Origin of the sequence: Bacillus sp. V2I10 (genome assembly GCF_030817055.1) — a bacterium.
Classification (GTDB): Bacteria; Bacillota; Bacilli; order Bacillales; family Bacillaceae; genus Bacillus_P.
The window spans coordinates 4,677,950-4,700,133 of the sequence record NZ_JAUSYV010000001.1 but is presented as its reverse complement, the minus strand read 5'-3'; the positions used below and the strand labels follow the sequence as shown (position 1 = coordinate 4,700,133).

Annotated in this window: 17 protein-coding genes and 2 pseudogenes; 10 read left to right on the top strand and 9 right to left on the bottom strand. The window is 42.4% G+C overall.

The features are described from left to right. Positions 1–309 precede the first annotated feature (309 nt). From addB to QFZ72_RS23800, 5 genes and pseudogenes are all read left to right on the top strand, one after another. Positions 310–3,822 (top strand): helicase-exonuclease AddAB subunit AddB, encoded by a 3,513-nt coding sequence (addB, locus tag QFZ72_RS23820; RefSeq protein ID WP_307438410.1) that lies wholly within the window; start codon positions 310–312, stop codon positions 3,820–3,822. Next, positions 3,803–7,510, top strand: a complete 3,708-nt coding sequence (gene addA / locus QFZ72_RS23815; RefSeq protein ID WP_307438408.1) for a helicase-exonuclease AddAB subunit AddA — start codon at positions 3,803–3,805, stop codon at positions 7,508–7,510. The genes addB and addA overlap by 20 nt, the downstream gene beginning before the upstream one ends. Positions 7,511–7,764: 254 nt before the next feature. Then, positions 7,765–8,946: an exonuclease SbcCD subunit D gene (locus QFZ72_RS23810; RefSeq protein ID WP_307438406.1), complete on the top strand. Its 1,182-nt coding sequence runs from the start codon at positions 7,765–7,767 to the stop codon at positions 8,944–8,946. Then, a complete protein-coding gene (locus QFZ72_RS23805) occupies positions 8,943–12,302 on the top strand; it encodes an SbcC/MukB-like Walker B domain-containing protein (protein ID WP_307438404.1) in 3,360 nt (1,119 codons plus the stop codon). The genes QFZ72_RS23810 and QFZ72_RS23805 overlap by 4 nt, the downstream gene beginning before the upstream one ends. Positions 12,303–12,320: 18 nt before the next feature. Next, positions 12,321–12,624 (top strand): annotated as a pseudogene (locus QFZ72_RS23800) (HNH endonuclease). Positions 12,625–12,660: 36 nt separating this feature from the next. Here QFZ72_RS23800 and QFZ72_RS23795 read toward each other — a convergent pair. The 8 genes from QFZ72_RS23795 to QFZ72_RS23760 form a co-directional block, all read right to left on the bottom strand. Beyond that, on the bottom strand, positions 12,661–12,879 hold the full coding sequence (locus QFZ72_RS23795) for a spore germination protein (RefSeq protein WP_307438401.1): 219 nt from the start codon (positions 12,877–12,879) through the stop codon (positions 12,661–12,663). 44 nt (positions 12,880–12,923) lie between these two features. Beyond that, a complete protein-coding gene (locus tag QFZ72_RS23790; RefSeq protein WP_307438399.1) occupies positions 12,924–13,310 on the bottom strand; it encodes a spore germination protein GerPE in 387 nt (128 codons plus the stop codon). Positions 13,311–13,316: 6 nt separating this feature from the next. Beyond that, on the bottom strand, positions 13,317–13,493 hold the full coding sequence (locus tag QFZ72_RS23785) for a spore gernimation protein GerPD (protein ID WP_307438397.1): 177 nt from the start codon (positions 13,491–13,493) through the stop codon (positions 13,317–13,319). Then, on the bottom strand, positions 13,490–14,116 hold the full coding sequence (gene gerPC, locus QFZ72_RS23780; protein ID WP_307438395.1) for a spore germination protein GerPC: 627 nt from the start codon (positions 14,114–14,116) through the stop codon (positions 13,490–13,492). The genes QFZ72_RS23785 and gerPC overlap by 4 nt, the downstream gene beginning before the upstream one ends. Positions 14,117–14,195: 79 nt before the next feature. Continuing rightward, complete coding sequence (locus QFZ72_RS23775) at positions 14,196–14,411, bottom strand: spore germination protein GerPB (protein WP_307438393.1); 216 nt, start codon at positions 14,409–14,411, stop codon at positions 14,196–14,198. A 14-nt stretch (positions 14,412–14,425) separates the two neighbouring features. Next, positions 14,426–14,647: a spore germination protein gene (locus QFZ72_RS23770; RefSeq protein WP_252203992.1), complete on the bottom strand. Its 222-nt coding sequence runs from the start codon at positions 14,645–14,647 to the stop codon at positions 14,426–14,428. Positions 14,648–15,406: 759 nt separating this feature from the next. Beyond that, a complete protein-coding gene (locus QFZ72_RS23765; RefSeq protein ID WP_307438390.1) occupies positions 15,407–15,559 on the bottom strand; it encodes a hypothetical protein in 153 nt (50 codons plus the stop codon). A 521-nt stretch (positions 15,560–16,080) separates the two neighbouring features. Beyond that, entirely contained in the window at positions 16,081–16,569 is a 489-nt protein-coding gene (locus tag QFZ72_RS23760; protein WP_307438387.1) for a VOC family protein, read from the bottom strand. Between the two features lie 434 nt (positions 16,570–17,003). On the opposite strand from QFZ72_RS23760, the gene QFZ72_RS23755 reads away from it, so the two are divergent. Both QFZ72_RS23755 and QFZ72_RS23750 read left to right on the top strand, forming a co-directional pair. Continuing rightward, positions 17,004–17,135: a hypothetical protein gene (locus QFZ72_RS23755; RefSeq protein WP_307438385.1), complete on the top strand. Its 132-nt coding sequence runs from the start codon at positions 17,004–17,006 to the stop codon at positions 17,133–17,135. Then, positions 17,136–17,894, top strand: a complete 759-nt coding sequence (locus QFZ72_RS23750; protein WP_307438383.1) for an alpha/beta fold hydrolase — start codon at positions 17,136–17,138, stop codon at positions 17,892–17,894. A 450-nt stretch (positions 17,895–18,344) separates the two neighbouring features. Here QFZ72_RS23750 and QFZ72_RS23745 read toward each other — a convergent pair. After that, positions 18,345–18,782: pseudogene (locus tag QFZ72_RS23745) on the bottom strand (alpha/beta hydrolase); the annotation flags it as partial. 633 nt (positions 18,783–19,415) lie between these two features. Here QFZ72_RS23745 and QFZ72_RS23740 point away from each other — a divergent pair. The 3 genes from QFZ72_RS23740 to QFZ72_RS23730 all read left to right on the top strand — a co-directional run bounded on the left by QFZ72_RS23740 (position 19,416) and on the right by QFZ72_RS23730 (position 20,822). Further along, positions 19,416–19,808, top strand: coding sequence for a hypothetical protein (locus QFZ72_RS23740; protein WP_307438381.1), 393 nt, complete (start codon positions 19,416–19,418; stop codon positions 19,806–19,808). A gap of 257 nt (positions 19,809–20,065) precedes the next feature. Continuing rightward, positions 20,066–20,446, top strand: coding sequence for a VOC family protein (locus QFZ72_RS23735; protein ID WP_307438379.1), 381 nt, complete (start codon positions 20,066–20,068; stop codon positions 20,444–20,446). A 244-nt stretch (positions 20,447–20,690) separates the two neighbouring features. Beyond that, positions 20,691–20,822: a hypothetical protein gene (locus QFZ72_RS23730; protein WP_307438378.1), complete on the top strand. Its 132-nt coding sequence runs from the start codon at positions 20,691–20,693 to the stop codon at positions 20,820–20,822. Positions 20,823–22,184: the final 1,362 nt, after the last annotated feature.

Sequence of the window (22,184 nt, the reverse complement as noted above, 5' to 3'; positions counted from 1 at the left end):
TTCAAGTAAAATAGAGGGAGAGAATACGAGTGAAATAGATGAAAAAATAAAAAGGCATATTGGTATGCCTTTTTATTCTTTAAAGATAAGAAAAGAGAAAAGGATGAAGACCTGAGTAAGGTCAAAGCGCTTGCGCTTGTCATAGGAAAGGATAAAATTTTGATCATTGATGGCAAGCGGATCGCCTAACTCCCCGGCCAGATAAGGCTCCGCCAAAAAAAGTCCAACCAGGACTTTTCTGTCGGATCCTTATCTGCAAGCCGGAGCTAAACAAGGCGCTTGCGCTTTTCTAAGAGAGGGGTCCTGAATGTGGGAGTAAGATTTGTTTTAGGGAGATCTGGAAGCGGGAAATCACACCGGCTGTTAAATGAAATCCGCATGGATCTTTTTGATCAGCCGGGGGGAGACCCAATCGTTTATTTGGTGCCTGATCAAATGACGTTTGGCATTGAATATGAGCTGATCAAGACGCCTGATTTAGACGGGATGATGCGGGCTCAAACATTCAGCTTCAGCCGTCTGGCCTGGAGGATTCTGCAGGAAACCGGAGGAATCAGCCGTTATCATATTTCTGGAACAGGGATTCAAATGATGCTCCGGAAGCTTGTAGAACAGCATAAGCAGGAGTTTAAAATTTTTGCAAAAGCAAGCAGCAAAAGCGGATTTATCGAACATATTGAGTCGATGATTACAGAACTGAAGCGCTATTGCCTCACGCCGCAGGATATGGAAGAGAAGCTCGAAAGGATGTCAGTAAATGCTACCCGTCAGGAAAAGGCGCTTGCTGATAAGCTTCATGATGTTATCCTCCTTTATAAACAGCTTGAGATTGAACTCAGCGGAACATATGTTGATTCAGAGGATTATCTCAAGCTTTTGGCAGAGAAAATTGCCGAATCATCTTATATTCAAAGTGCTGATATTTATATAGATGGATTTCACAGCTTTACACCGCAGGAGTATGAAGTGATCACGGCATTTATGAATCATGCGAAAAGCGTAACCATAGCACTTACAGCGGACAAGCCGTTTCATGAGCATCTGCCGCATGAGCTGCATTTATTCAGAATGACGGGAATGACCTATCATAAGCTCTCAATGCTTGCTGAAGAATCAAAGATGGATGTGGATGAGGTGCTCGTATTAAACGAGATGCCGAGATTTATAGAACGTCCGTCTCTTGCCCATCTTGAACGATATCTTGAGTCAAGACCAGTAAAGCCGTACGAAGGGAAAACAAACGCGGTGATTGCCCAGGCCGCGTCACGCCGCTCAGAGATAGAAGGGATAGCCAGAAAAATCCGCGGTTTTGTTATGAATGAAAGTTACCGCTACAAAGATCTTGCCGTTTTAATTCGGAATATCGGAGACTATCAGGACTTAATTGAACAAGTGTTCAGAGATTATGAGATTCCATTTTTTATCGATCAAAAGCGTTCAATGCTGAATCACCCTGTCATTGAACTGATCAGATCCGCACTGGAAATCTTGAATGGCAACTGGCGCTATGAAGCGGTTTTCCGCTGCATTAAAACAGAACTCCTTCTTCCTCTTGAGGCCGACAAGCAGGAAATGCGGGAAAAAATGGATCAGTTTGAAAACTACGTGCTTTCATATGGGATTCAGGGCAGCAAATGGACGAAGGAAGAACGCTTTGTTTACCGCAGATACTATTCTCTGGACGATGAGTATGTCAGAACAGATGAAGAAAATGAAATGGAAGAAATGATCAATCAGCTAAGGGATCTGGTTGTCCGGCCGCTGCACGGACTCGCGCAAAGAATGAAAGGTGCTAAAAACGGCATCGGCATGGCTGAGGCTCTGTACCTGTTTCTTGAAGAGCTGGATATCCCGCTTAAGCTTGAGCAGCTGAGAGTGGAGGCTGAGGAAGCGGGAAGACTGATCGAGGCAAGAGAACATGCACAAGTATGGAGTGCTGTAACAGGAATGCTTGATGAGTTTGCTGAGATGATGAATGAGCATTCCCTTTCCCGCAAGCTATTTTCTGAAATGATTGAAACGGGTCTTGAAGCAATGAAGTTTGCGCTGGTTCCGCCAGCAATTGATCAGGTTGTCATCGCAAGCTTAGAACGATCAAGGCTGCTTAACGTAAAGATTTCATTTGTTGTTGGTGCGAATGATGGTGTCCTTCCTGCTAGACCGATGGAAAAAGGCGTGCTGACAGAGGAAGACCGGATGTCCCTCCATCATCAGGGGATTGAGCTTGCGCCAACTGCGCGCGAGCAGCTTTTAGATGAGAGTTTTATCATTTATTTAGCATTGGCTGGCGCATCCCATGAGCTGTATATCTCCTATCCTCTTGCAGATGAAGAGGGAAAAGCTTTGCTGCCTTCCATGATCATAAAAAGGTTAAGAGATTTATTTCCGGACATTCAAACGGAAATCTTTATAAATGAGCCTGAGGAGCTGCCTGAAGAGGAGCAGCTGTCCTTCATTGTGAATGAAGATGTTACGATATCTTATTTGACATCCCAGCTTCAAGCCTGGAAACGAAGCTATCCAATCAGCTCCATCTGGTGGGATACGTATACGTATTTTACCCAGCAGGAACAAAAAGAGACGTTATCAAAAGTCGTGGGAAGCCTGTTTTACCGAAACGAGGCAGAAACGCTGCAATCAGATATCAGCAGAGAGCTGTACGGCGAGCACATTCAAGGAAGTGTTTCGCGGATGGAAATGTTTAAGGCCTGCGCGTTTTCCCATTATGCAACGCACGGATTAAAGCTAAAGGAACGGCAATATTTCCGCTTGGAGGCACCGGATATCGGTCAGATGTTTCACTCTGCATTAAAGCTGATTTCAGATCGCATGCATCAATTAAAGCTTGATTGGAAGGATTTATCGAAAGACCAGTGTGCCCGTCTTTCCCATGATGCAGTTGAAACGCTGGCTCCAAGGCTTCAAAGGGAAATTCTATTAAGCTCAAACCGTCATCACTATTTAAAAAGAAAGCTTGTCAGCATTATAACGAGAGCATCGTCTATTTTAAGCGAGCATGCGAAGGCAAGCGGATTTGCGCCGGCCGGTCTTGAGCTCGGTTTTGGCAAAGGCGGTCCGCTGCCTCCTATCCGTTTTCAGCTTGATAATGGATGCACGATGGAATTGATCGGAAGGATTGACCGCGTGGATAAGGCGGAAAGCTCTAAAGGGGTTCTTCTCCGAATCGTTGATTTTAAATCAAGCGATAAAGCTCTGAATCTAGCAGAGGTGTATTACGGACTGGCCCTGCAAATGCTGACGTATTTAGATGTGATTATTACACATTCTAAAAGCTGGCTTGGAGTGGAAGCGACTCCTGCAGGCGTGCTTTATTTCCACGTGCATGATCCGATGATTCAGACTGCATCTCAGCTGCCTCAGGATAAAATTGAAGAGGAGATTTTCAAGAAGTTCAAAATGAAGGGGCTGCTCCTTGGAGATGAGGAAGCTGTACGGTTAATGGATCAGACATTAGACAGCGGTCTTTCGAAAATTGTATCTGCCGGCCTTAAAAAGGATGGCGGCTTCAGGTCTGACTCTGCGATTGCAAGCGAAGGCGAATTTGATTTGCTCCGCGGTCATGTGCGCTCCATTTTCCAAAGCATAGGAACCGATATTACAAACGGAGTTGTTGACATCGCTCCATACAAAATGAAGGAGAAAGTGCCATGCACGTTTTGCTCCTTTAAGTCAGTCTGTCAATTTGATCAATCATTGGCGGAAAATCAATACCGCATGCTGAAGGATGACAAAAATGATGTTATTCTCACTAGATTGCGGAACGAAGCAGGGGGGGAAGAGAATGATACCGAAACCAAGTGACAGCCAGTGGACAGATGATCAATGGAAAGCGATCGTCTCAGGCGGGCAGGATATTCTTGTGGCAGCAGCTGCAGGATCAGGAAAAACAGCGGTGCTCGTAGAGAGAATCATCCGCAAAATCATTTCAAAAGAAAATCCGGTCGATGTGGACCGGCTATTAGTCGCAACTTTCACGAATGCGTCTGCGGCAGAAATGAGAAACCGGATCGGCGAAGCGCTTGAAAAAGCATTAAAGGAAAACCCCTCTTCCCTTCATTTGAGAAGACAACTGTCCCTTTTAAATCGGGCAGCAATTTCTACGCTTCATTCCTTCTGCTTGAATGTGGTGAGGAAATACTATTACTTAATCGATTTGGATCCGGGCTTCCGGATTGCAGATGAAACAGAGGGACAGCTCCTGATTGATGAGGTGCTCGATGATATTTTTGAAGAACAATACAGCCTTGCAGATAATGAAGCTTTTTTTGATCTAGTAGACCGCTATACAACAGATAGAAGTGATTCAGACCTGCAGACGCTTATACGTGCACTCTATCAATTTTCGCGTTCACATCCGAATCCTTCAATGTGGCTTGACGAGCTTGCAAAGGTGTACGGCGAAGAAGAACGGCTTGAAAACTTGCCGTTTTTCCCATATCTTACTGCAGATATATCCATGCAGCTTACAAGCAGTCTCGAAAAACTGCAGCGGGCGCTTGCACTGACTGAAAAACCGGGCGGTCCCGCTCCGCGTGCGGAAAATCTGACCGATGATATCAGACAGGTTCAGGAACTGATTGAAGTAAAGGATTCTTGGCAGGAATTGGCGGGGAAAATGGCGCTGACGTCATTTTCACGGGCAAAGGCATGCAGGGGTTCTGAATACAGCAAGGAATTGCTGGAACAGACTACAGCGCTGCGAAATTCAGCAAAAAAACAGATTGAACAGCTGCAGGAAGAGCTGTTTGGACGTTCTTATGAAAGCCATTTGCAGGATTTACGGGAATTAAAACCTGTCATTGAAACACTTACAGGGCTTGTGAAGCTGTTTGGTGCACGTTTTGATGAAATGAAAAAGCAAAAAGGAATTGTTGATTTCTCAGATCTCGAGCACTACTGCCTTCAAATTCTTGGAACACCAGATGAGCTTGGTAATCTGCAAGCAAGTGAAGCCGCTCTTGATTATCAAAATCAGTTTGAAGAGGTTCTTGTTGATGAATATCAGGATACAAATCTTGTTCAGGAAACCATTCTCAAGCTAGTAACAAAAAGGGGTCCGGGAAACCTGTTTATGGTAGGGGATGTAAAACAATCAATCTACAGATTCCGTCTTGCTGAGCCGTTCTTATTTTTAAGCAAATATAAAACCTTCTCAAAAGAAGGACAGTACAGCGGCCTCCGCATCGATTTATCCAAAAACTTCAGAAGCCGTTCAGAAGTAATCGACGGCACAAACTTCCTTTTCAAACAGATGATGGGAGAGAAGGTTGGGGAAGTAGCCTACGACCTTGATGCTGAGCTGAAGCTTGGGGCGTCTTATCCGGATTCTGAGAAAATGCGGGCTGAACTTCTGCTTATAAACCGCGGCAAAGATGAGGAAGAGGACGATTCAGAGGATGATGCACAATTCCATCCTGAAGAACTTCAGACCGTTCAGCTTGAAGCAAGAGTCATGGCAAAGAAAATCCGCGGCATGATTCAGGATAAATTTCAGATTTATGACCGCAAAATCGGCGGAACCCGGAACATCACATACAGAGATGTTGTGATCCTGCTCCGCTCTATGCCATGGGCGCCCCAAATTATTGAGGAGTTTAAGCAGGAAGGCATTCCTGTGTATGCCAACCTCTCAGGCGGCTATTTTGAAGCAACTGAAGTCGCTATTATGATGTCACTGCTCAAAGTGATTGATAATCCATACCAGGACGTTCCGCTTGCATCCGTTTTAAGATCGCCTGTTGTTGGACTGAATACAAATGAACTGGCAATCATCCGGACGTATTCAAAAAAAGGCGCGTATTTTGAAGCATTAAAAATTTTCTTATCGGAAGCGTCCATGGAAGACGCTGCACTCAGCAGAAGACTGCAGTCATTTTATAATCAGCTGCAAACATGGAGGGAACTCGCTCGCATGGGCTCAGTTTCCGAATTAATCTGGCAGCTGTACCGGGATACGAAATTTTTTAATTATGTCGGAGGAATGCCGGGCGGTAAGCAGCGGCAGGCAAATTTGCGGGCGCTTTATGACAGAGCCCGCCAGTATGAAGCAACAACCTTCAGAGGACTTTTTCGTTTCCTTCGCTTTATCGAGCGCATGCAAGAACGCGGTGATGACCTTGGTGCTGCAAGAGCTCTTGGAGAACAGGAAGATGTGGTCAGGCTGATGACCATTCACAGCAGCAAAGGACTGGAGTTTCCGGTCGTATTCGTTGCAGGGCTTGCAAGACAGTTTAATATGATGGATATGAATAAAAAATATTTGCTCGATAAGGAACTTGGATTTGCTACGAAGCTGATTCAGCCGTCCCTTCGAATCAGCTATCCAACCTTGCCGCTCTCTGCCATGAAGAAAAAAATGAAAATTGAACTGCTGTCAGAAGAGCTCCGTGTTTTGTATGTAGCTTTAACACGTGCAAAAGAGAAACTTTTCTTAGTTGGCACTTTAAAAGATGCCGGAAAAACGCTGTCTGATTGGCAAAATTCAATGACTCAAGAAGAGTGGCTGCTCCCGGATTTTGAACGGGCACAGGCGAAATCGTATCTTGACTGGATCGGTCCTGCATTAGTCCGGCACGAGGATGCAGAAAGGCTCAGGGAGAATAGCGAAGAGACTAGTCCTTTCATTCTGGACCACCCATCAAGTTGGGAAATTACCATCATGGATGAAGAGGAACTGTATGACAGTCAAAAAGAGGAGAAAAAGTACGATCAGGAAATGCTAAGTGCTTTGAAGAACCTTGAACCTGTTGCACAGCAGTCAGATTATCAAGATCAAATAAAAGCCCGGTTATCATGGACGTATCAGCATCAGTTTGCCACCGTATTCCGTTCAAAGCAATCTGTATCGGAAGTGAAAAGGCAGCAGGAATTCAGAGATGAATACAGTGATGAAACCATTCTGCGGACTCAGAAAGACACCTTTATGTATGACCGTCCAAAATTCATGCAGAAAAAATCGCTCACGGCTGCAGAAAAAGGGACAGCTATGCATGCTGTCATGCAGCAGCTCAACCTGAGAGAACCGGTAACGTCCAAAAATACCGAACAAAAGATACAGGAGCTTATCACGAAAGAAATTCTGACGAAAGAACAGGCTGGCAGCATTGAAATTGACTCCATTGTTCATTTTTTCCAGACGGATATTGGAAAAAGACTTCAAAAAGCAGACCGAATTGAGAGGGAGGTTCCCTTCAGTTATGCATTGCCTGCGGAAGAACTATATGAAGAAGCAATGGGTGAACATGTCTTGATTCAAGGGGTAATTGACTGTTTATTTGAAGACAAAGATGGTGTTGTTTTGATCGATTACAAAACAGATGCCATTCAAGGAAAGTATCCGGGAGGATTTCAGCAGGCACGTCCTATTTTAGCGAAACGCTACAGGGTTCAGCTTGATCTTTACGGAAAAGCCATTGAAAAAATAACGAAGAAACCTCTTTCATCAAAAGTTCTTTACTTTTTTGATGGAGGACATGTACTTGAAATCTAGCAAATGAGGAAGAAAGGCTCTTCTTTTTTAGCTTGAAAAATTGATAGATTAGCAAGCGCAAGCGCCTGGCTCTCCGGTCAGAACGGCTCCTTCACAAATGGCTGAGCTGACCAGGGGCGCTTGCGCTTTTCTTAATAGATAAGAAAGTATAAATTTTTGCTGCATCGCCCAACTCACCGGCCAGAACAAATCCAGCATCTGTATGTCGGAGCTAAAAGGGCGCTTGCATTTAATAGAAAGGAAGGGAAATCTCTATGCGGATTCTGCACACAGCAGACTGGCATTTAGGCCGAACGCTTGAAGGGAGAAGCCGTCTGGGCGAGCAGGCCCAATTTTTAGACGAGCTATCGCAGATTGTCATTGATGAAAAAGCGGATGCGGTCGTTATGGCAGGAGATGCCTTTGATACCGTGAATCCTCCGGCAGCGGCGGAACAGCTCTTTTATGAAAGCATCTCGAGGCTTTCAGATAAAGGCCGCCGTCCTGTCGTTGTAATAGCGGGCAACCATGACAACCCTGAACGGCTGCAGGCAGCTTCACCGCTTGCAGACACACAGGGTATCCATCTGATTGGATACCCGGCCTCAGGCGTTATAACCGTGGATGTGCCAGCTGCCGATCAATCAATGATGATGGCGGCGCTTGCTTACCCTTCAGAAGCAAGATTAAAAGAGGTGCTCTCAGACAGTCATGATGAAATTCTTTTGCGAAATTCCTATGATGAACGAATACGGGATTTATTCGCATATATGGCAGGGCAATTCAGAAGTGATACAGTTAATCTGGCAATGAGTCATATCTATGTAGCCGGGGGAAGCTCCACTGATTCTGAACGTCCGATCGAAGTGGGAGGCGCATATACGGTAGCAGCTTCAAGCCTTCCTGAAAAAGCGCAGTATGTGGCGCTTGGGCATCTGCACCGCCCGCAGACTCTAAAGCGCGCGGGCACAATGGCAAGATACTCAGGTTCGCCTCTTGCCTACAGTTTTTCAGAATCAGGCTATGCCAAATCGGTCTCCATTATAGACATAGAGCCAGGAGGACAGGCTCAAGTTTCTGAAATCTTGCTGTCAAGCGGAAAACCATTAGTAAAATGGAGAGCTCAAGATGGCTTGCAGCAGGTGCATCAGTGGCTTGAGGACGGAAAAGATCAAAATGCCTGGATTGATTTAGAAGTCCATTTAAAAGATACGCTGTCACTTGAAGAGATTCATAGATTGCGAAATTCTCACCCCGGTTTTGTGCATATCCGTCCTGTCTTTGAAAAAAGCATAAATGAACAAAGCCGGGAAAGCAGAGCGAATCTCCCTATAGATGAGCTTTTCGCCAAGTTTTATGAGCAGCAGACAGGCGGGGCGAAGCCCGATCAGGAAACGATGAAGCTCTTTCTGGATATGATTCACGATGAGCCCGAAGAAGAGGAGGATAAGGAATGAAGCCAATATCTCTTACCATTTCAGGATTGCACAGTTTTAGAGAAAAGCAGGTTATTGACTTCAGTTCTCTTTGTGAAGGCGGCGTGTTTGGCATATTCGGCCCGACAGGAAGCGGAAAATCCTCTATTCTTGATGCGATGACACTTGCTTTGTACGGAAAAGTAGAGCGGGCAGCCAATAACACTCAGGGAATTTTAAATCATGCGGAGAATGCCCTTCACGTATCTTTTACATTTGAACTTGAGAATGCAAGCAGCTCCAGACGATATTCTGTTGAAAGAATGTTTAAGCGCACAGATGAGCAGCGCGTTAAAACTTCGCTTTGCCGCATCATGGAGCATACCGAAGAAAGCGTAGTTCTTGCTGATAAAGCGGCAGAAGTAAATGAAAAAGTGTATGATCTCCTTGGTCTGACAATTGATGATTTCACAAGAGCGGTCGTTCTTCCGCAAGGAAAATTTGCTGAATTCCTGTCCTTAAAGGGAGCGGAAAGAAGGCAGATGCTGCAGCGTTTGTTTCATTTAGAGCAGTATGGGGATGAGCTCGTTAAAAAGCTTAGAAAAAGATTGCTGCATGCCAAAGGGAAGCAAAACGAACTGACAGCTGAACAGGCGGGGCTTGGAGATGCTTCAAGTGAAGCCGTTAATCTTGCTGAACAAGAGCTGCAAGGGGCAAATATGCTTTTTGAAAAAAGACAAAAAGAATACGATCAAACAGTCAAACAATATGAAGAGTACGAAGAAGTGTGGCAGCTTCAGCTTGAAAAGGGAGAGTATGAAAGCATACAGTCAGGCCTTGAGCAGCAAAAAAATGACATTGCTGCACTTTCGGAACGTCTTGAAGCTGCGGAGAAAGCAGACTACGTCAAGCCATATGCAGAGGCGCTTCATTCAGCTGAACAAGAAAAGAACAACAGCAGCGCACAAATGAAAGAACTGCAGCAAGTCCTTTTGCAGCACAAGCACCGTTATGCTCAAATCGTGAACTCCTATGAGCAAGTACGTGAAAAGAAAGCTGCAGAAGAACCTGTTTTAGTGGCGAGAAAAGAACAGCTATTACAGCTTAGGGAATTGGAGAAAGACCTTAATAATGAGTTAACTGTCATTAAGGAATTGATGGAAAAGGCTAATGAGGCGTCGAAAGATCTAAAGCAGCGGGAAGAAGCAGTAGAGCGGGCAAATGAATTATTAAAAAAAGCGCTTGAAAAGCAAAAGACGCTAAAAGATCAAATGGATCAGAACACTGTTACTGTTCAAGAGAGAGAACAAATGCGGATGGCATCCGAGCAAAGGTTTCACCTCGCCAATATGGAGGCATCCTTAGCTGAGTGGAGGAAGAGAGCGGATAAAAAAGAGACTCTTGTAAAGCATGCAGAAGAACAGCTGAGGGACGCAAGACTGAAGCACGGGGCATACGGCAACAAAATCAAGGAATGCTACGGCGAAGTTCAGCAATTTTATCATAGAAGCTGTGAGCTTCTTAACGTGCATCAGCATCAGGCTGAAACACGCAAACGGCATCTTTTGGATGAAAAAAACAAAGCCGAAAAACAGCGTGATCAGAAAATGGCGGTACAGCTTGCAAAATATCTTTCACATGGTGATCCCTGTCCGGTATGCGGCGCGGCACATCATCCAGAGCCTGCCAAAGAGACAGATGTATTAGAGACATCAGGTTCACTAGTTGAGGAGCTTGAAAAGAAAACAGCTGAAGATGTAACAATCAGCGCTCATCTTCAGCACTTAAAAGAAAAATGGGAAGAACTCTCAAGAGAAATGATTTCTGCCTATCCCTTTTTATCGGAACTGGTTGTTTCATTAAATGATGAAGAGAACCAGGATATTGATCCCCGTACGGAGTATAAAGCACTAAACCAGGATTTTCTGCAAACGAAAGAACGGTTTCAAAAGCTTCAAAGCATCGAAAGAGAATGGCAGGAGAAAATCAATCGGTCCCTTTATACTCAAAAGAACAGTGAAGAAGAGTTAAAGGAAATGAATGAAAAGCATGGTCAAATTGACTCCGAATATCTTGCTGGACTTGAAAAATGGAACAAGCAGTTCAGCGGGATCTCCTTTGAACAGGCAGAAGAAAAGCAGAGGCAGATCAGTGAAAAGGATGCCGTTCTTGAAGACCTGAAAGCAAGAGTGAAAATAAGCGTTCAATTTATTGAAGAAAAAGAAAAGCAAATCAAACAGCTGGAGCACGAAGCCCAGCAAATCAAAAACAATCAGATTGAGCTTTCAGCTTCGATTCAAAATAAGCAGCAGGCAGCAGACGAAAAGCAGAAAAGGCTGAGTCAAGAGACAGTAAACAGTGACATTGCCTCCTTGCTGAAAGAAACGGAGCGTACATTAGAAGAGCTTGTTCAAAAGGAAAAAAATCTCTACAACGAATGGCAGACTGCTCTGCAGGATGTACAAAAGGCTGAAAGCAGCAGCCACGCTGCAGAGAAGGCATTTGAACATGCAGAGCTGCGTTCAACCCAGGCTAAAGCGAAATGGGAGCAGGTTAAGCAAGCGACTCCATTCGCAGATATTGAAGCTGCTGTGAAAGCACTGGTTTCATCTGCAGAGAAGCAGAATATGAAAGAAGAAATTGATTCCTATCAGGATAAAATGAAACAAGTGCTGGCAGACTTAAAACGTGTAGAAGCAAAATTGAATAATCGTTCTGTCAGCCTTGAAAAATGGACAGACATTAAGCAGCTCAAGTTGGAAAGCAAGGATCAGATTGATCTCGCAGCGGAAGAAAAAGGAGCTGCGGCAAAAGCATTGCAGCTGCTGAATGAAAAGCATAAACGCTTTATGGAAATTGAAGAAAAGCGCCTGGAACTTGACGGCCTGACTGCCCGGCTTGAAAAGCTTCAGACTGTCTTTAAGGGCAATGGTTTTGTGGAATTTTTAGCAGAAGAGCAGCTTCATATAGTCGCAGAGGATGCATCAGAACGTTTAGGCCAATTGACGAGGCAGCGTTATGCCATTGAAGTAGATTCAGGCGGCGGGTTTATTATGAGAGATGATGCAAATGGAGGAGTGAGACGTCCTGTCACAAGCTTATCCGGCGGAGAAACGTTCCTGACTTCCCTTGCATTAGCTTTATCATTATCCTCGCAAATTCAGCTGAGAGGGGAATATCCTCTGCAATTTTTCTTCCTTGATGAAGGGTTTGGGACGCTTGATGGAGAGCTTCTTGAAACAGTTATATCAGCTCTTGAAAAACTTCAGTCTGACAATCTTGCTGTAGGTGTGATCAGCCATGTTCAGGAGCTTCGGGCCAGACTGCCGAGAAAGCTTATTGTTGTGCCTGCTGCGCCAACTGGAAATGGGACGGTTGTTCAGCTTGAAGTGATGTAGTTTAAAGGATGGATGAATATGGCGAAAAAAGGGTTGGGCACTTGCGAGCTTTGCAGGCGCCAGGAAGCAGAAACGACGGAGCATCATTTAACTCCGAAAGAAAAAGGCGGAACCTTTTTGCCGATAGCGCAGCTCTGCATTCCTTGCCACAAGCAAATCCATGCACTGTATACAAATGATGAGCTTGCGATTCGCCTTAATACGATAACAGAACTAAGGGAATGATCCTAAACTTGCAAGCTATGTAAAATGGATCCGCAAGCAGCCTTCTTCAAGACTTGTCCGGACTAAAAAATCAAATGAACGGAAGAAAAGAAAATAAAATGAAAATGACGTGCTGTCTCACAGGCACGTCATTTTAATTATTTCCAACAATATTTTGATCATTTAAGTCAGGATCGATTGAATTCGTAGCACTTACGATATTGTTTATGATAATAAAGTCACCTGTATTTCCCCCGCCAGAACCAGATGCAGTCTTTGATGAACTCTTAGGAGAAAGATAAAACGAGTCACCGAAGTTTACAACACCGCCTCCGACAGAGTTAATGCAGATTGGACCAATAATAGCTGGCATGAACGAACATCCTTTGGCTTTCTGTCATATTCACAGTCTATGCATTAAGGCTGTTTACGTTCATTCCGGCTTAGTAATTGTCTGATGTGCTTCACACGTGTTTCTGCTGAGATCGTGTTTGTGGAACCGAATTGGACAACAGCAGATGAAGAAATAGATATTACTTTAACTGCCCCAACTTTAATGGTTGGATTTTCATGATAAAAAGAGGTCTGAATCTTTTCTGTGATCAGAGGTTTTGGCAATAGCTCTGAGTAAAAGCTGTATTGCCTTAAGTCACCCTCGTTTCCCAGTATGATTTCTGCCTCCCTTTGCACGGCGTAGACGTTAACGCGCGGAACGATATCTACACTGTCCCCGATCTGAAAAAGTGAACTGAACCCGACTGAGTTAACATACGCCTTGTTAACTATAGATAATCGATTGATCATTGCAGCTTATTGCGGTGCAAGAGGAACAAATGGACCTATAATCAATGATTCAGGCGGCGTATCAAAAACCGATGACAATGTAATACAGTTCGCATCGCCAATAAGGAAGACGCTGGAACTTGCAACAGCAGACACTTGGATTTCTCCAACTGAAAGCTCTTTATTTACAACATTAAAATTCATGAGTTGCTGTCGACTCCTTCTTTTGGCAGGCCTTGGATAAAGTACGTAATGGAGCGCTCCACATCCTGCTTTACTTGAGATGTAATATCTTCAATTAACGTGCTGACAGGCACGGATTCATCATATGTTCCCTGTTTTAAGTAGAACCTGATCCGGCTGTCAATTTGCTTGCGGATATCCTCAATGATAAATTCCTTATGCGCATGATCAAGCTCATATCTATATTGTTCAGCGAGCTGTTCAATATAGTTGACGCAGTCTTCGTTCAGAAAAGCAAGCAGCCTCGCCTGAACAGCTTCAAATATTTCTTCCTCGCGCTTCGTGTTATTTACTTGGTTAACTTGAAGTCCTTTTTGATCCACCTCAAAGTTTTCAATTTGATCAGGGACGGTTGGATTAAGTCCTATGTTTAATGTGCCTTCCAGCGTTTCTACTTTTAATTGATCAAATTTATATTCTATTTTTTCAATTGTTGTACTGGGGCGCTTTTTCAATTCTTCTATTTCGTCCATCATGGCGGAAACAGCGGATTCAAGTCTTTTGATTTTCTGATCCTGAGCCTGAACAATTCCGTATAAATGCTGTACACACTGCATCATTGATTGATCATAGTACAATTTCATTCACCCCGCTTAAAAAATCATGTACATTGTATCTAGATTTATTTATATGCACGGTACTAAAAATGGGTGAATGCCTAGATTATCTTGGGGTCAGCGGAACGAATGGGCCTTCTGTTTGAGTCGGCCCTCCCGGACCTACTGCAGGTGGAGCAGGTGCGGTAAATGCACCTGTATTATAAAGGTTTGACAGCGGTTTAATAATACCTGCGCTTCCAATTTGAAGGACAGAAGAGTTGTTCACCGCCTCCACCTTCAAGTGATTAATTTGGATCGTCTGGTTAATGTAAAAATTCATGTTTTCACCTCTTTTTATGCATTTCCCGCTATTGGCTGGTCAATGGCATCGTTGTCGTAAACATTCGTGACACTATTTTGGTTGTAAATATTCAAACCATCTCCCGTATTGAAAGATCCAGCCCCTGCAAAGGTTTTGACTTCGCTGTATGGCGAGATGGTAATGACATCCCCGATATGAACAATGCTGCTCGTACCAACGGCATTTACTTTAAATGCTCCTACAATGGCTGGCATATCCAACATCCTTTGCTTTTTGAGGTAAAGTACTGCACCTGTAAAATATCGTATGAAAGATAGGCAAACTTGTGATAAATGCGGATTCATTTAGAGGATTTTGTTTAGCAGGATAACTGCTGATATAGAAAAAAGGACCAGCACACAATAAGAATTCTTTTCATTCCCGTCTTTTGTTTGTGTTTAGTGCAAATTAGATTTTTCCTGCTGCCGGATCCAAAATCTTAGTGGGAAAATCTATTTTTAGAACCTGACTGTGCTGTGTTATGTATTTCTTTTTCACAGAAGATGTTTCATACTGGTAGATAGAATGAGAGGACAGAAGAGTCATAACTTCTCTCAATTAAATGTTTGAAAAGAGGTTCAAGAATTGTATGTCTAGAGTTTTAATACTGTTAAGTGGACAATAATGTTCAATTAACATTTAAAATAGAAAAGGAACTTTTAAAACCCTTGATTAGCAAAGGGAGGGAAACATATATATGTTCGACTTTCCAAAAGAAAAAGTCGAATAAAATAAAGGTGATCAGATGAAAAATGCTTGTCATGTTATTCCATTAAAGGGCCATTTAATGGAATATGGATTATGAACAAATAACTATATAAAGGAAAGGCAGCGTTTCGTAAACTTATAAAAGAGCCTGTGTTTGAAAATTTCGATCAAAACACGGCTCTCTTTAAGGGGAATAATCAATCTTTTGCAAAACAACTAGGCTTTACATGTTGGGATGAAGTCATAGAGAATACATTTGATATTTTTCAAACTCCTCCATGTACTTGATCTGTATCTTGGGTTTGCTGATCTTGTTTTTGTTCTTGTTGCAATTGTTGCTGTTGTTGTGCGTTAGCTTGATCCTCTACTTGGTTTTGAACTTGCTGAAGTTGTTGTTTATTCTGATTATTTTGTGTCATTTTAAAAGATCTCCTTTGCTATTTACAATTTTTGTTAAAGTATACATTTGCCTATAACCCTATTATGTATAAAACCTATGTTACAAGGGAGATCCTTTTTTCATTGCCTATAAAGGGGTAACGTCAGGGTACCGTCAGCAAAACGCGAATTTACAACGTTAAGGGGATCTGGATACAAAAATAGCCACTCCCTCCAAAAACTATTAATCTATGTCAAAAAGTATATCAACAATATGAAATGTTTCAAAATGAAAAAACACACTAAATGACACACGGAATATTACCTGTTTTCCAACATGTCATTAAGTATGCTTTTTGACAGTAGCCACAACATGAAAAATACCTTATATTACTGTTGTTTAAAATCGTTAGTGTAGGTTTTGAATAAAATTTGAGTAAAAGTATTGGACCAACCCTTATTTAGCAGCCAAAGAAAAGAAACCATTTTGAAAAAAGATTGATCAAAGTGGTTTCTTTTCTTATCAACGAGTTTGCTGTTTTGATAAAAAAGATTGGATATTTTATTTGATTTCCTCAGCCAGCTCCAAAATAATTCCTTCTGGCCCACGAACGTAGCATAATTTATAAGCGTTTTCGTAGTTTTGTATCTCACCAATAAGTCCTGCGCCTTTCTTTGTCAATTTGGTAACAAGGGCTTCAATATCTTCAACAGCAAAGGCAATATGCCGGATACCCAGAGTATTTGCTAAAGGACGCTGTATGCCATTTTCATCTGATGGCGTGTGAAATTTTACTAGTTCTATATTTGCGTCACCGTCTGGCGTTCGCAACATTACTATTTCTATATTTGCGTCACCGTCTGGCGTTCGCAACATTGCAACTTCCTCTTTAACGTCTTGAAGCCCTATTATCCGCTCCATCCGCTCCACCCACTCGCCTTCCACTTTTCCTTCCCCCAGCATTTCAAGGCCAAAGTCAAGAAAAAACGCTTTCGCGGCAGGAAGATCATTGACGATTATACCCACATGATCTATTCTATGGATTTTCATATCTCATACCTCCTTTTTCCTAATTTTATCACATATGTCTCCTAAAGATTTCTTCTCGATTGCTTAATAGCTTTTCCTCTTTATTCAACAAACTGTCCCTTTAACGGAACAATTTATTTTCAATTAACAATTCATTAATCCACCTTTTAATTCAGATGTTCTTTCCCTTTATTATAAAAATGCCCCTTTAGATAACCATATCCAAAGGGGGAAAACATCGCAACTTTTTTACAAACGTCGCGACTTTATTCAAAACATCGTATCTTTTTTATAAACATCGCGACTTTATTTCAAACCTACAGTTAGTCATTTTATTCAACAATAGGGCCATTTAATGGAATAAGACTTCCAAACAAAACAGGATATTTATGTTAATATTGGTGAGAGATTGTGAAGAAATGGTACCAAGTTGAGAAGAGAAAGGTTGAGTTGAGATGAGAATTGAAGTAGATCGATTAAAGGGTAAGGAGGCGACTTTGAGAGTTGTTCAAATGTGTATGGAAGTAAAGATTGGAGTAGGACAGGAATTGGAATCAAGTATATTAGGAATATTGGAGGGCTATTGAATGAGCAAAGTGATTTCCAGAGACGGCACGATTATCGAATATGATCGCACAGGGGACGGACCCCCGATTATTTTGGTGATGGGTGCATTTAATGATCGTTCGACCGGTGCGCCTCTCGCGGGGCAACTGGAACCGGATTTTACTGTAATCAATTATGACCGCAGGGGGAAGGGAGAGAGCGGAGATACTTTGCCTTACGCGATCGAACGGGAGATTGAAGACTTGAATGCGCTCATTGCAGAAGTTGGCGGATCGGCTTTCGTATTCGGCTACTCATCCGGCGCAGTTCTTGCACTGCATGCGGCAGTAAAAGGAGTGCCGATATCCGGACTTGTTCTATACGATCCGCCCGTTGAAGGTTACGACGGTCGTCTCGTCCATCAGCTAACCGAATTGATATCTGCCGGTCGTCGCGGCGATGCAGTCGAGTTCTTCCAATCCCAACTCGTCGGCATGCCGGAACAAGTCGTGGTTCAACTTCGAAATGCGCCCTTCAGGCCATATTTGGAAGCTATTGCGCACACGACAGTTTATGATACTAAGATTGTTTGTGAACCGCCGAAACAGGAGGAGTTGGCTGGTATTTCCGTCCCCGTCCTTGTTGTTGCCGCCGAGGAAATGCGCGATAAATTCAAGCAAGCTGCCGAGTTGTTAGTATCTGTTCTTCCCAAAGGGCAGCACCTATGTTTGGAGGGTCAAAGCCATCACATTGTAGCTCCTGTACTGGCTCCGGTTGTTAAAAAATTTCTTCTGTCCTGATTCATACAACGGAGAAGGGATCAGAAAAAACAAGCGGAATTGGGCAACAGCAAGGCAATCTCCGCTTGTTTTTTCGTCTCATCGGAAATACGATACGCTTCCCGACTCACTCCGGCTATCATTCCACCCTCCACCTTAATAGGAGTCACTGTACTTTTTGGGGTAAACTGTCATGCCCATCAAGCTAAAATTTTCGAAGACCCCCAAAACGAAAAAAAGCCATCCATTATTTACGAAAAGAATAGCTTTTTTCGTTTTGGGGGTATATTAATTTCTTAGCTTGATGGGCATGGGGTATCAGAAAAATGCGGATTTACAACGCTAAGGAAGTTTCAAGCCATTTAAAAAGCCGTTTTCCTAAATAACTAGGAAAACGGCTGTATTCTTAATGATAACAAGCTTCTGTTTTTATTTATACATCACATTTAAATTCTAAAATTAACCTTCTACTTAAAGATTTTCTTTATAGAAAGCTTCCAGTTTTTCAACAGCCTGATTAACAGGTTCTGGTTGATCGTATAAATCATAGTGACTTGCACCTTCAACAACAAGTAAATCTTTTTTCTCTGAAGCTGCTCTATTATAAAGTTCATGACCATCTTTATATGAACCGAATGCACCTTTTACGCTACCAACAATGATTTGTAAAGGTTGAGTTAGTAACTCCTCTATTAAATGAAAAGCATCAAAACCAATCACCGATCCCATGCTAGTGAAGTTTAGCTTATTTGGAGAGTTAGGGCTTTGACCTCTTGGTGTTGTGTAATAATCAACAGCTTCCGTAACGTCAATGTCAGTAATACCAGCTTGTTCTCTTTCTTCATGAGTTCTAGGAATCCAATTCGTAATCATTGGCTCAGCCCCACGAGCTTCAGCAGTACGTTGTTGACAAGCACTCCACAAAGATTTTACTTGAATCAACAGAAGCAGGAAGCTCTACCCAAATAAATAACCCGCCTTCCGGCTTGCTGTAGGAGATATTTTTAGGGGAAAATTATTATTCGGTGGATGCTTCATCAAATCATTAGATGCAAAAGATCTTGGCAATCTTTCTGATGCAAATGTAGAACAATGGGATGACTCCGTTAAAAAGGTAATCGAAAAATATCCACATGTAAAAACAGTTATACCTGGACATGGGAACTGGGGAGATAAGAGCTTACTCTTCCACACAATTGATCTGATTAAACAACATACCCATAATAAAAGCTAAACGAAAATATCTTAACTTATGTTTCAAAAGAAATTAGTGTTTCATTTGTTACTAAAATGGTAGCTAGAGACATTCAAGATCTCTCTTTAAGAAGCAAGAAGCTGCTGTGTGATGAGTAATACGGAAATCTCCTTCTTAACACAAACTTGAGAAGGAGATTTTTTTATCTAAAATAGTGTTTATGGTACCCAAATAATGCGAAGCGACGGCCGCAGGAAGAGTTCTATCTTACTTGCTCGTGGTCCGGCATGTCCACATGAAAATAGCACGCAATAGGTTTTGAAATTTACGGTATAGTAGGTGAAACAATGGGGGAATATGTATTATCAAAAACGATCGCCATTGTCTTAGGGACATTAACGATCATTGGTACGTTAGGATATGGCTTTCTTTTTTTACTTGGTACATCCTTAGGGCAAGCCCTCCAATCCGAAATTGATACATCAGCAACTGATAGGCTTACTTTATTGATTATTACTAGCCTTCTCATAGTCGGCGTAATAACCGGAGCAGGTTCTTTTGGATTAAACTGGAATGTATGGAGAATCGTTTATTTTGGATTCTGTTTGGTACTTGGAATTTGTCTTCTTGTTACCTTTTTTATTTCTATAGGAGCATTAGGAAGCACATATGAATTTATGATTTTATGTATTAGCATGATGTATTTTTTGATGGGCTATTTAGTAAAAAAGAAAAAATGAAAGTTATTATGTTGGTGATTTAGTAATGCTCTTAGGTTCTGAAAAATTAAATGCCATATTCAATAGAAACGATTTATTAAGTGTAAAAAATAAAAACTCCACCGTAATTTAATCTTTAGTGGGTTTTTATAGATTAGTTAATATAGATGTTCTTGGTGCAGTTGTGAAGAATGTACTAGATAAGTGGTAGTTGGTGGAACCCCCGCAAGAATTATTAAAAAGGTAGAAATATAACTTCATTCGAGGAGTGAAGCGAGATGAAAATAGAGCATGTGGCAATCTGGGTTAAAGATTTAGAAGCTATGAAGACGTTTTATGTAACGTACTTTAATGGGAATGCAAACTCAAAGTATCATAATAAAGATAAGGAATTTGAATCTTATTTTCTAACGTTTGACGGGGATGCACGTTTAGAGATTATGTGTAAGTCAGGCATCGATAAACCGGATCAGGACGATAGGGTTGGCTGGGCTCATATTGCAATTTCCCTGGGGAGCAGGGAGTCCGTCAATCAGATGACAGCTCGCTTACAAAATGATGGTTACCGCCTTGTTAATGGTCCTCGTGTCACTGGGGACGGCTATTATGAGAGTGTGATAGAAGATCCTGAAGGCAATCTCTTAGAATTGACTGTGTAATAAAAGTGGTTAAACACTGGCTATTAATTGAACAGCCAGATATATATTCTGGATGACCTTATAATACGAAAGGGCGCAATACACAAATAGTGGATCGTGTCCTTTATTCAACAATCGGGGGCTTTAGCTGAAGATTGGAGCTGCCTTTAAGGCAGCATTTTCTTTATGTAACTAGCTGGCAAGTTAGTTGAATAAAGATAAGTTATAATTAGGGTACGATACTTAGAGGGGATAACAGTGAACTATGTTTAGTTTTATATTTGAATTAATTGCAGGATTATTCGGCGGCATTGGATATAGTGACACTTTAAACACGAAAAAAATTGATCAGAATATTGAACGGTTAAATCAACACGATTGGTTTAAAAAGATATAAGAAGATGAAAAATATCATCGTTTGTTTTTTGTAAATAAACGCATCAGACGTTATTTGCAAAGTACAATTCGTGTTAGAAAAATTATTCGTAATAAAGAAGCACAAAGAAAGTTATTGCTCCTTATTGAGAAACAAATAAAATCGTAATTTCGATTTTGAACTACCGGGTGCGTGTGCGGCCGAGCCTAGGTCGTATCATATAGCGGGTGGGATTCCCGTCGAGTAAGAACTAGCCATTCGCTCGTAGCGAGTCTTGGAGGGCTAAAGGTAACTTTAGTCTTTAAGCGTAGACAGTTAGGTGGAGCAGCCGTCAAGGCTGAGAATCTTATGGAGTGAAAGTCTCCTGTCATCAATTGGCCGAATTCGGATGACTAGCATATCCAATGCGTGGGGAGGTAACAAACCACGTTCTGCTTGGAAGTAAAAGTCACGGCGGCCTATTCTACACTGAGAGAATAAGGTCGGAACAGTCTGTGTGGCGAGCAAACCTAGAGGCCAGAAGGATTTAACGAATACTGCAGTCCCGAAATCTACGCCCCTCTAAGAAACTGTTTCGAGGGATATATGCTTAGCGTCGACCTTTATCTAACGGGGGAAGACCGATGCCTTACGGGAAGAAACGGTCAAAAGCACCGTAAGGGCAGCCGGGGCACGGGTTCTAGCATCTAGGGAAAGATTCTCAGAGATAACGACGGGAAGGTCCTACTTCAAATTGGAATGGTTCAAACCAATAAAGACCTATCATATATGAGGCTAATAGAAGTTGATAGGAAGATTTAGGACTGGCGCATGAGGTCGTAGTAGCGATGAGAGAAGGGTAATGCCTTCTTAAGTGTAAGGAAATTACACTTCTATCAAGGTAACACCTATGATGGAGCGAAGGACCTCTGGGCACTTGGAATGTTTAAGCATAATAGACTCTGAGCTATAAAGTATGTTTAAACTAGCTTACAAGTAAACCTACAAATGATGGGGGAATATGTGTACCGACATTTAATCCTGCGGTTGTATGGGAAGGCCTGTAGGTGATTTAACCAAGGTCAGAACCGGACTCGGGAAATCCGACCGTCCGGGATCGTAGGGGGGCTACAGGAAACGTGATTTTATCATATGCGCGCGCCTGTTTTCTACCCGACGGCGGGCCGAAAGCCAAATGGTTGAAGGGATAGAGCTCCATAATGTTAGTAAATCGAGAGGGCTGATGCTTTACGCACTGCAGAAAGCTATATTTTATCCTTCGTTAAGGGCAAGATGGATAGAACCTCTCTGGAGTCAGAGACCTTGGCACGTTACACATCGATATGATACGGCAACTCGGGAGACCCTACCAGTCTTTTCTAGTTAGAAGAGTATGGTGTACAA